General features: G+C 63.5%; 10 protein-coding genes and 1 rRNA gene (1 of these 11 running past the window's edge). 4 read left to right on the forward strand and 7 right to left on the reverse strand.

The genetic code is table 11. The features are described from left to right. The gene (locus tag Q7I88_RS06955; RefSeq protein ID WP_305098321.1) at positions 1-519 is read right to left on the reverse strand and encodes a YceD family protein; all 519 of its coding nucleotides are present in this window, start codon (positions 517-519) and stop codon (positions 1-3) included. Further along, entirely contained in the window at positions 516-1,046 is a 531-nt protein-coding gene (locus Q7I88_RS06960) for a ubiquinol-cytochrome C chaperone family protein (protein ID WP_439648369.1), read from the reverse strand. Before Q7I88_RS06960 ends, Q7I88_RS06955 begins: the two co-directional genes overlap by 4 nt. Before the next feature lie 134 nt (positions 1,047-1,180). Here Q7I88_RS06960 and Q7I88_RS06965 point away from each other — a divergent pair, with 134 nt between their 5' ends. From Q7I88_RS06965 to hslU, 3 genes are read left to right on the forward strand one after another with little or no spacing between them, the layout of a single operon-like run. Further along, a complete protein-coding gene (locus tag Q7I88_RS06965) occupies positions 1,181-1,645 on the forward strand; it encodes an outer membrane protein assembly factor BamE (protein ID WP_305098322.1) in 465 nt (154 codons plus the stop codon). Between the two features lie 54 nt (positions 1,646-1,699). Continuing rightward, positions 1,700-2,260, forward strand: a complete 561-nt coding sequence (gene hslV, locus Q7I88_RS06970) for an ATP-dependent protease subunit HslV (RefSeq protein ID WP_305098323.1) — start codon at positions 1,700-1,702, stop codon at positions 2,258-2,260. A 5-nt stretch (positions 2,261-2,265) separates the two neighbouring features. Further along, on the forward strand, positions 2,266-3,564 hold the full coding sequence (hslU, locus tag Q7I88_RS06975) for an ATP-dependent protease ATPase subunit HslU (RefSeq protein ID WP_305098324.1): 1,299 nt from the start codon (positions 2,266-2,268) through the stop codon (positions 3,562-3,564). Between the two features lie 78 nt (positions 3,565-3,642). Here the strand turns inward: hslU and Q7I88_RS06980 are convergent, their stop codons facing one another. The 5 genes from Q7I88_RS06980 to Q7I88_RS07000 all read right to left on the reverse strand — a co-directional run bounded on the left by Q7I88_RS06980 (position 3,643) and on the right by Q7I88_RS07000 (position 9,261). Then, positions 3,643-4,188, reverse strand: a complete 546-nt coding sequence (locus Q7I88_RS06980) for a cytochrome c (RefSeq protein WP_305098325.1) — start codon at positions 4,186-4,188, stop codon at positions 3,643-3,645. Positions 4,189-4,214: 26 nt separating this feature from the next. Continuing rightward, complete coding sequence (locus Q7I88_RS06985; RefSeq protein ID WP_305098326.1) at positions 4,215-4,787, reverse strand: cytochrome c; 573 nt, start codon at positions 4,785-4,787, stop codon at positions 4,215-4,217. 105 nt (positions 4,788-4,892) lie between these two features. Beyond that, on the reverse strand, positions 4,893-6,716 hold the full coding sequence (locus Q7I88_RS06990) for an ABCB family ABC transporter ATP-binding protein/permease (RefSeq protein WP_305098327.1): 1,824 nt from the start codon (positions 6,714-6,716) through the stop codon (positions 4,893-4,895). A gap of 52 nt (positions 6,717-6,768) precedes the next feature. After that, positions 6,769-7,716: an aspartyl protease family protein gene (locus tag Q7I88_RS06995; protein WP_305098328.1), complete on the reverse strand. Its 948-nt coding sequence runs from the start codon at positions 7,714-7,716 to the stop codon at positions 6,769-6,771. A gap of 81 nt (positions 7,717-7,797) precedes the next feature. After that, positions 7,798-9,261: a lipopolysaccharide biosynthesis protein gene (locus Q7I88_RS07000; protein ID WP_305098329.1), complete on the reverse strand. Its 1,464-nt coding sequence runs from the start codon at positions 9,259-9,261 to the stop codon at positions 7,798-7,800. A gap of 616 nt (positions 9,262-9,877) precedes the next feature. On the opposite strand from Q7I88_RS07000, the gene Q7I88_RS07005 reads away from it, so the two are divergent. Beyond that, positions 9,878-10,030 (forward strand): 16S ribosomal RNA (locus tag Q7I88_RS07005) (it continues 1,338 nt past the right edge of the window).

Genomic DNA, 10,030 nt, shown 5'->3' on the forward strand with positions numbered 1-10,030 from the left:
TTAGCCCTTCTTGAGGGCCGAGAGCGCTGCGGCAAGCGGACCCTCGGCCGGCTCGTCGTCCAGCCCCACTTCCTCCCGCACGCGGTCGGCATTGGGGCCGGTGGCGTAGGGGTCGACGGCCAGCGCCAGGGTCTGCGCGACGGCCTCGCCAAGGTCGAATACGTTGCCGCTGAAGACGATCTCGTCGAGTTCGTCCTCGTCCAGCTCGATTTCGTCGCCCTCGCCATAGTTGGCGTCCGTGTCTGCAACGAACCGCAGCGTGAGGCTCTCGTCGATGTCCGCCGGCAGATCCTCGCCGGTCACCGCGCAGCTCTGGACGATGGCCGCTTGCAGCCTGCCGTCGGCGTCGATCCCGCCGCCCTCGGCGGTCAGTTCGACATCGGCGACCAGCCGGTCGATCGAAACCAGGCCGAAGCGTTCGGCCAGGGCTTTGCGCTCGGCCTCGTTGGCCTCGAGGTGCAGCGGTCCGGCCGGGAGATGGCGCCGGTCGACCGGTCGGGGAAATTCTGCCCGGCTCATCGCTCGATCCGTCCGGCGACAAGATCATCGGGCGCGGTCGCATCGAGCTTGGCGGCCAGTTCGCGAATTCGCCGGGCCAGCGGGCCGGGTTCGGCGCCGTCTGTAAGCGTGACGTTGCGGGACAGGGTCGCGGCCAGCGCGCCGCCGCCGGCATCCTCCATTGCGCCGCGATAGGCGCCGAGACGCCCTCCGAGAGCCTCCATCAGCCGTCCGACGCGTTTGCCGACGACCAGATCGCCGACCCCGCTCTCGCGCAATTGGCCGTCCATGTCCTCGACGAACAGCTCGGTGAGCAATGCCGTTTCGCCCGTCTTTCCCGCCGCCTCGAGCCGCATCAGGACCAGCGAGAGCACCAGGGTGATCATGTCGAAACGGCCGCCCACCGTGTCGGCCACGCCGCATTCGGAATACCACTCGCGCTGGCGCGAGACGAGCACCGTGCTGTGCCACAGGGGGCGCAGCGCGTCGCGGGGATCGGGTGTTCCCAACAGGCGGGCGAGCAGGCTCATCGGCGGGCAACTGTCCATTCAGCGGCGGTTCAACGCCCCGGGGCAAAGCGCGACGTTGCACAGCGGCGCGCCAGCCCCTAAGGCCAGCGCCGATATAGTCGCACAGGCCACGCTGGCAATGTGCGCAGGAATGTTCGGAGATCGTTTCGCCCATGACGGTAAAGCTTTGCACGGCGCTGTTGCTGGGGACGCTGGCGCTTACCGCTGGATGTTCGACCATCAACGAGCATCGTGGCTACATTATCGACGAAACTCTGGTCCAGGCTGTCCAGCCGGGCATCGACAATCGCCAGTCGGTCGAGGCGACGCTGGGCCGGCCGACCTTCACCAGCATGTTCGGCACGCCGACCTGGTACTACGTCTCCAATCTCAGCGCGCAGAAGCCGTTTACCGATCCGAAGATCAGGCAGCACACGGTGCTCGCCGTCACTTTCGATGAAGCGGGCAATGTGACCGCTGCCGACCGTTCCGGCATGGACGCGATCGTGCGGATAGATCCCGAAGGCGACAAGACGCCCACCCTGGGCCGCGAACGGAACTTCCTGCAGGACCTGTTCGGCAACATCGGTCAGGTCGGAGCAGGCCCGGGCGCTGCCGGCGGCGGCCAAGGGCAATAATCCGCCCCGCTTCTTGGCTTGAAGCCATTCCGTGCGGGCCCCATATCGCGCGGCATGGACGGACAATCTGACAGCCACGGCGCACCGCGCTGGCACGGGACGACGATCATAGGCGTGGCCAGAGGCGGCAAGACCGTGATCGCTGGCGACGGCCAGGTCTCGATGGGCAACACGGTGATGAAACCGAACGCCCGCAAGGTGCGGCGGCTCGGCAAGGACGAGAAGGTCATCGCCGGTTTCGCCGGCGCGACGGCCGACGCCTTCACCCTGTTCGAACGCCTCGAAAAGAAGCTCGAACAGTACCACGGCCAATTGATGCGCGCCGCGGTCGAGCTGGCCAAGGACTGGCGCACCGACAAGTACCTGCGCAATCTCGAAGCGCTCATGATCGTCGCCGATAAGGACGTGATGCTGGTGCTTACCGGCAATGGCGACGTGCTCGAACCGGAAGGCGGGATCGCCGCGATCGGCTCGGGTGGCAACTACGCGCTGTCCGCCGCGCGGGCGCTCGACCCTTACGAAGACGATGCCGAAAAGATTGCCCGCAGGGCAATGGAAGTGGCCGCCGATGTGTGCGTCTTCACCAACGACCGTGTCACTGTCGAAACAATCTGAGTCTCATGGAAAACCTGACCCCCAAAGCCATCGTCGCGGCGCTCGACGAGCACATCGTCGGACAGAAGGACGCCAAGCGCGCGGTGGCCGTGGCGCTGCGCAATCGCTGGCGCCGCCAGCGCTTGCCCGAAGCCTTGCGCGACGAGGTCACGCCCAAGAACATCCTGATGATAGGACCCACCGGCTGCGGCAAGACCGAGATCAGCCGCAGGCTGGCGAAGCTGGCCGAGGCTCCCTTCGTCAAAGTGGAGGCCACCAAGTTCACCGAAGTCGGCTACGTCGGCCGCGATGTCGAGCAGATTGCGCGCGATCTGGTCGAGGACGCAATCCGGCTCGAGAAGGAGCGCCGCCGCGAGGCGGTGCGCGAAGCGGCCAGCACTGCGGCGATGGACCGGTTGCTTAAGGCCCTCGTCGGAGAGAATGCCAGCGAGGCAACCCGCGAGAGCTTCCGCGAGCGTATCGTCCAGAATGCGATGAACGACGTGGAGGTCGAGATCGAGATCGAGGATGCTCCGGCAGGTCCGATGATGGACATCCCGGGCATGGGCGGGGCGAGCATGATCGATCTGACCCAGATGATGGGCAAGGCCTTCGGCAAGCAGAACCTCAAGCGGCGCAAGCTCAAGGTGCCCGACGCCTGGGACAAGCTGGTCGACGAAGAAGCCGAGAAGCGGATGGACCAGGACGACGTCGCGCGGGTGGCGCTGCAGAATGCCGAAACCAACGGCATCGTCTTCCTCGACGAAATCGACAAGATCGCGGTCAGCGACGTGCGCGGCGGTTCGGTTAGCCGCGAGGGCGTCCAGCGCGACTTGTTGCCGCTGATCGAAGGAACCACGGTCGCGACCAAATACGGCCCCATGAAAACCGACCACGTGCTGTTCATCGCCTCGGGCGCATTCCACGTGGCCAAACCTTCGGACATGCTGCCCGAACTGCAGGGCCGCCTGCCGATTCGCGTCGAACTGCGCTCGCTGACCGAAGAGGACTTCGTGCGCATCCTGAGCAAGACCAAGGCCAACCTGGTCGAACAGTATTGCGCTTTGCTCGCGACCGAGGAGGTAACGCTGGAGGTGTCCGAGGATGCTGTGAGCGAGGTGGCGAAGATCGCGGCGCAAGTGAACGAGAGCGTCGAGAACATCGGCGCCCGCAGGCTGCAGACGGTGATGGAGAAGCTGCTCGAGGAACTGAGTTTCGAGGCCGAGGATCGCAAGGGCGAGACCGTGCCGATCGACGCCGCTTACGTTCGCGAACGCCTCGCCGATCTCGCCGGCGACAGCGATCTCAGCAAGTACATTCTCTGATCGGCCGCAACGAGGGGCCCATTCCAAGGCCGGCGCGAGGGAGGCCGGGAAGTTGGTCCGGCGACGCGGGCGCCGAGGTTACTGCGCGACGTACCAATACTTCTCGTGGCACGACTGGCAGGCCCCGTCGAAGGACATAAGCCGGTCGGATATCGCGGCCTTGTCGCCAGATTCGATCGCTTTGAGGATGCCGTCGGCCTGGTCGCCCATGACCGCGGCATAGGCGCGGAAGCCGGCCGGATTGGCATCGATGGCAGCCTGGATCTGCTCGCGCGTGGCGACGCCCTCCGGAACCTTGCCGCCGACGAGGTCCGGGCCGGATGCGCGCAGATCCCTCGCAAGCGCAAGACGACGGGCCCCTTCGCCCAGGAGCGTGGCGCCCTCCTTGAGATCCTTCAGCGCAGCGGAGTCGAGCTTGGAGGGGTCGGGCGCGCCGTCATCGTCGAGCGCGTCGTTGCCCACGGCCCAGATCTGCAGCGCCGCTGGATTGACGCTGTCGATCATGGCCTTGCGCACACCGAGCGTAGCCGGTTCGGGCGCGGCCGAGGAAGGAGGGACGGTCTGGCAAGCCGCGAGGACCGTCACAAGCAGTCCCCCGGCGATGGCAATCTGTTCGATCTTCATGTCCGCTCCTTAGCCTTGTCTTCCCGTCAGGTGGTGGGATCGTCGCCGTTCTTCTGGCGGATCGATTGGACCAGCGCCTTCTGTTCCGGATACCAGAATTCGAGGTGGCAACTCTCGCACACGCCGTCGAGCTGGTCCACCAAGGGTGTCGCCGCGGCGGCATCGTGGTTCTTGGCGGCGGTTGCGAGGTCGGCCATGTGCGCTTCGAGGACGCCGGCAAACTGGCGGAAATCGTCGGGCGCGGCATCGAGATGCGCCTGGACCTTCGCGGGTGTCGAGCCGCCCTCCACATCCTGGTCGGAAATCTTCTCGCCCGGTTTGATCAGCACCAACTTCTTCATCTCGGCAAGAGTCTCCGCACCGGCCTTGACGGCGAGGGCGCGCTTTTCGACTTCGGCCCACTGTTCGTCGGTCATCTTCGCGGGATTGATCGCCGCGCTATCGTCCAACGAAGCGTTGGTGATCTCCCAAATCGGATCGGCATTGCCGTCAATCTGCTTGACCATGACGTCGTGCACCGTGAGCGGCTCTTCTTCCTTGGCGCCTTGGGAACAGGCGGCGACCAGGGCCAGGGCGGGGAGCAGGGCGATAGCTTTCATCGGATCATCCTCGAGTTGTGGTGGCAGTTCGCTGCGGTGCTGTTCCTCGCCGCCGGCACAGGCAAGCGATTTACCGTAACGCCCGCGCGACCTATCGTTACATGCCTACTCCGCGGCCTCCTCCAGTGCTTCCTGCTCGTGCGCCTGGCGCGCCCACATCTCGGCGTAAAGCCCGTCACGGCGCAACAATTCGCCATGGCTACCTTGCTCCGCCAGCCGGCCCTCGTGCATGACATAGATCAAATCGCTATCGGCAATCGTCGACAGGCGGTGGGCGATCGACAGGCTGGTGCGGTGCTGCGACACCCGTTTCAAGGTTGTCAGGATGTCCTGTTCGGTGCGGGTGTCGAGCGCGCTCGTCGCTTCGTCGAGCAGCAGGATCGGCGGGTTCTTGAGCAGCGTGCGGGCGATTGCGACGCGCTGCTTCTCGCCGCCGGAGAGCTTCAGCCCGCGCTCACCGACCTCGGTGTCGAAACCTTTCGGGAGTTTCTCGATGAAGGGCAGAATCGCGGCATCGCGCGCGGCCGCGATCACGTCTGCCTGGCCGGCACCATCGCGGCCATAGGCGATGTTGTAGCCGATCGTCTCGTTGAACAGCACCGAGTCCTGCGGGACGATGCCGATCTGCTTGCGCAGCGATTCCTGCGTCACCTGCGCGATATCCTGTCCGTCGATCAGGATGCGCCCGCTCCAGGGATCATAGAAGCGGAACAGCAAGCGGCCGATTGTCGATTTGCCCGCGCCCGACGGGCCGACGATAGCGACGTGGCCTCCGGCCGGGACCTCGAAACTGAGCCCGTGCAGGATCTCGCGATCGCGGTCGTAACCGAACACCACGTCGTCGAACACCACGGTCGGCCGGCTGACAACCAGCGCCGGGGCGCCGGGCGCATCCTTCACCTCGATTTCGGTATCGATCAGCTTGAACATCTGCGCCATGTCGATCAGGCCCTGGCGGATCGTCCGGTAGACCCAGCCGAGCATGTCGAGTGGGCGGAACAGCTGCATGAGATAGGTGTTGATCAGCACCAGGTCGCCCGGGCTCAGCCTTCCCTTGCTCCAGCCCCAAACGGTAAAGGCCATGGCGCCGCCCATCATCAGGTTCATGACGACCGCCTGCGCGATGTTGAGCAGGCCCAGCGAGTTCTCGGACTTGATCGCCGCTTCGGCATAGGCGCGCGCGGCCGAGCCGTAGCGCTGCAGCTCGCGATCTTCGGCGCCGAAGTATTTGACGGTCTCGTAATTGAGGAGCGAATCGACCGCGCGCGAGAGCGCCGTTCCGTCGAGTTCGTTCATCTGTGCCCGCAGTTTGGTGCGCCACTCGGTAATGGTCCGCGTCATCCAGATATACACCGCCACGGTCAGCGCGGTGGCGGCGACCATCACCCAGCCGAACTTGGTATAGAAGATGACCGCGACGACCAGCAGCTCGACGATCGTCGGCATGATGTTGAACAGCAGGAAGTAGATCATCGAGTTGATCGACTTGGTCCCCCGCTCGACGACCTTGGTCACTTCGCCGGTGCGGCGAGAAAGGTGGAACCTGAGGCTCAACCGGTGAAGCCGGGCGAAAACGTCCTCGGTCAGGTGCCGGACCGCATCCTGGCCGACGCGTTCGAATACCATGTTGCGGACGTTGTCGAACGCGACGGTGGCAAAGCGGCCCGCGGCATAGGCGATGACCAGCGCCAGAGCCGCCGCGACGTTCGGATCGCCTTCGGCCGCCATGGTATCGACCGCGCGCGCGTAGGCGAACGGCAAGGTCAATACGACGATCTTGGCCAGCAAGACGAAGAGCGCCGAAAGCACGATGCGGCCGCGCAGATCGCGGCGTCCTGCCGGCCAGAGATAGGGCAGGAAGCGGCGAACGGTCGCCCAGTCCGCCGGGTCGGGCTTTGTGGCCCTATTGTCCGATTGTCCCGCCGTCATCGGCTCCAGATGGAGACTATTAGGCCAAACGGCAATCGCCCCGGATCGTCCTTTAGCCGATGATCCCGCCGATCACCGCATTTTGCCCTCGCACGTCGTGCGGCAAGTCGAACAGGATCTTCTGATTACTGAAATCGATCGCCACCCGGCGGAACAACTTCAGTTCAGTGATTCCGAGGATGAGAGCCGGTCTCTCGTGCATGCCAAGCGATTCGAACGGCGGTGCGTCGGCAAAAATAATTGGGAGGTTGCTTATCGACATTCTGTCTATTTCGAGCTTCCGGACAACCTTCACATTGCCAGTCAGCTGTTCGCCGTTGACATCGGTGATCGTGTTGTCCGGCAATGCGCGCGCGCTCCGGAGCCGCTTGAGCAGCGCCATGTTGCCGAGGCTGCTTTGCGATCCCGTGTCGACGATAACATCGGTATCGATGCCGTTGATCCTGGCCCCAGTGATAATCAGTTGGCCAAGCTTGCGACGGGCTTTGACGATAATTTCATAGCCGACGTTGCCACCGAGCGTATCGGAGTCGGCAACCAGGATCCGTTTCTTGACGAAATCGATCAGCACTCGTTGGTTTTGCAGACTGTCGAGCCCGAGAATACCGTCGGCCAGCCCAAGGTTCTCTTGGGGAACGATCGGTGCCGTCTGAATATGGAACTCGCGGCTCCCGAGCGTGAACTGCGGAACTTCAGCCGTTTCGACGTTGGCTTTGCTTGCCATTCCCACCAGTACGGCAGCCCTGCGTTCATGCAGCCCGACTTCATCGGCGACTCGCGTCGAGACGACGGTCGCTTGCGCGCCGGTATCGACCATGAACTTGTAGGGCCCGATTCCCATGAGATGCACGGGGACGGTGACGCGGTCGTAATATTCCTTCTGGAGAGCAATTTGCTCAACATCGGATACTGAATCAGGCTCTTCGGGTTGTGCTGGTGGAGGCGTCGACGCCACGGAGGCCAAGGCGACCACCGCAGCCATCATCCGGGAAATTGACATTGGTTCTCTCCCAATTTCGCCCGGGCCCCCGGCGAGCGATGGGAAGATTATAACACGAACTGCCGCAATCGAGAAATATGCTTAGGCTGTGGCGGGCGCCGGCGGTTTACGCCGCACAACCATTGCGTAAAGTTCGCGCACGGTCTCGCGAGAGGTCGCCAACAGGATCGCGACATAGACGAGACCGCCGAACGCCACTTCGATCGCGAGCCGCTCCCACGGCGCGAAACCGGCGAGGCGCTCGCCGACTTCGCGCACCGCCATCGCCATGGCAGCAGCCGATAGCAGGCCCGGCGCGATCGCGGCGACAAAGCGGCGCAGGTTCAGATGCAGCAGCTTGCGCGCCATCAGGAAAGTGAACAGCGGCAGCAGCGGAGCCGCTACCAACCACGAAATGGCCAAGCCTTCGGCGCCCCACTGCATGCCGATATAGAAGGCAATCGGCATCACGAGCGCTCCGAAAATCGAGGTACGCATTGTAATGCCGACTCGGCCTGTGGCGTTGATCGCGGGCGCAAACAGGATGTGCAACGTCAGCGCCGGCATGGCGAAGCCGAGAATTGTCACCAGCCCGGCCATGGCGACCCACTTGGCGCCCAGGACCAAAGCGATGGCATCGGGCGCGACCACCGCGAGCCCGAAATAGAGCGGGCAGGTCAGCAGCAGAACAAGGCGTACGGCTTTGAGAAAGGCGGCGCCAAGCTGCTCGCGATCGTGCTGAAGCCGGGCGTAGGCGGGGAACGCCACGTCGTTGAGCGGGGGCACAAACTTCGTCGCCACCAGCGAAGTCAGGAAGAAGGCCTCGGTATAGAGGCCGAGGTCATGCGCGGTCAGCTGCCGCGCTGCGAGAAAGGCGTCGGCCTTGCTCATGACGATCCAGCAGAACTGCACGAGGACCATGGCCAGCCCGAAATTGAACATATTGGCGGCGCCAGCGAAGCGGAAGCTCGGCCGCACGACGATGCGAGTAGCAAAGACAAGGCCGATCGCTTTGGTCCAGAACAGCGCGATGGGTGCGTAGATCAGCGTCCACACGCCGTATCCGGAGAGGGCACAGCCGAGCGCGACCGCGGCGGATACGACCGTCGCGGCGATATTCACGATCGCCTGGGTGCGAAAGTCCATGCGCCGCATGAGCATGACTTCGGGCAGGGCGATGAAAGGCGTGGCGAGGAAGATCAGCGCTTGGGTGCGGAGCAACTCGGCAACGATGGGCTGGCGGTAGTACTCGGCCGCCAGCGGGGCGAGCGCAACCTGGAGCAGTGCCAGGGTGCAGTTGACCAACAGAAGCACGCCGAACGCCTGACGCAGCTTGGTCTGGGTCACCTCTTCTTCCTTCACCAGGGACCCGGCAAAGCCATAGCCGTTGAGGAACATCAGGAAGACCAGCACGACCTCGGCCATGGCGAACAGGCCGTAGTCGGCCGGATTGAGAATGCGAATGACCGCCAGGGTCGAGGTCCAGGCCACGAGCTGGGAAAAGATCTGGCTGCCCGAACGCCATAGTACGGCGCGGCGCACGCTCTCGCCGAGTTCACCGCTCATCGTGCACCCCCCGCGTGGGCAGGCGTGGGCGCAGGGGCTCGGCCCAGGGCCATTGAAGCGGGCGGGATCATGGGGGCGGGATTAACCACGCCGCGATAAGATTTGGTTTAAGGCCGTCGCGGCGCCTTGGCGGCCTTGCGGTTCCCGCCTGAAAACCCATATTCTACAAGCGCTTCGGCAAGTTTTTTTGGGTTCGTGAAATAAAATTGCAAAAAGGCTGTTGACCCGAATCAAGGCCGCCCATATATGCCGCTTCACCGACGGGGCGCAGACGGTTTCACCGCCGAGCTTCGTTGGTCGCCAACAGAAACGGACAACCGGTCCCCCGGTGTAAATCGGGGAGCCATTGTTGTCCGCCACTTTTGTTGGATGGCTCTTTGACATTGTCGGTTTTTGATGAAGGGACATGTGGGCGACGGCGCCCGGTCCGGGGACCTCAAGGCTCCGGTAACCGGTTACTTATGCCGACGCCACATCCGGTGTGGACACCACGTCTGCATTGGGTGATGCATGTTCATTCGTATCCATTACGTTTGACAGTGCAGGTATCGGCTCCTTGAAGCTCATGCCTTGCGGGTTAGCGGATTTCGATCCGTGCTTGCTTGGTGTGTGACACAAACTTGAGAGTTTGATCCTGGCTCAGAACGAACGCTGGCGGCATGCCTAACACATGCAAGTCGAACGAACCCTTCGGGGTTAGTGGCGCACGGGTGCGTAACGCGTGGGAACCTGCCTTTAGGTTCGGGATAACAGTTAGAAATGACTGCTA

It is taken from the genome of Croceibacterium aestuarii (genome assembly GCF_030657335.1).
GTDB lineage: Bacteria > Pseudomonadota > Alphaproteobacteria > Sphingomonadales > Sphingomonadaceae > Croceibacterium_B > Croceibacterium_B aestuarii.

Excerpts from the sequence above, each read along its gene's own strand:
- Q7I88_RS06980 (WP_305098325.1), bottom strand. The coding sequence starts at position 4,188 with ATGAAGATCGAACAGATTGCCATCGCCGGGGGACTGCTTGTGACGGTC.
- Q7I88_RS06955 (WP_305098321.1), bottom strand. The coding sequence starts at position 519 with ATGAGCCGGGCAGAATTTCCCCGACCGGTCGACCGGCGCCATCTCCCG.
- hslV (WP_305098323.1), top strand. The coding sequence starts at position 1,700 with ATGGACGGACAATCTGACAGCCACGGCGCACCGCGCTGGCACGGGACG.
- Q7I88_RS06995 (WP_305098328.1), bottom strand. The coding sequence starts at position 7,716 with ATGTCAATTTCCCGGATGATGGCTGCGGTGGTCGCCTTGGCCTCCGTG.
- Q7I88_RS06960 (WP_439648369.1), bottom strand. The coding sequence starts at position 1,046 with ATGGACAGTTGCCCGCCGATGAGCCTGCTCGCCCGCCTGTTGGGAACA.
- Q7I88_RS06990 (WP_305098327.1), bottom strand. The coding sequence starts at position 6,716 with ATGACGGCGGGACAATCGGACAATAGGGCCACAAAGCCCGACCCGGCG.
- hslU (WP_305098324.1), top strand. The coding sequence starts at position 2,266 with ATGGAAAACCTGACCCCCAAAGCCATCGTCGCGGCGCTCGACGAGCAC.
- Q7I88_RS07000 (WP_305098329.1), bottom strand. The coding sequence starts at position 9,261 with ATGAGCGGTGAACTCGGCGAGAGCGTGCGCCGCGCCGTACTATGGCGT.
- Q7I88_RS06965 (WP_305098322.1), top strand. The coding sequence starts at position 1,181 with ATGACGGTAAAGCTTTGCACGGCGCTGTTGCTGGGGACGCTGGCGCTT.
- Q7I88_RS06985 (WP_305098326.1), bottom strand. The coding sequence starts at position 4,787 with ATGAAAGCTATCGCCCTGCTCCCCGCCCTGGCCCTGGTCGCCGCCTGT.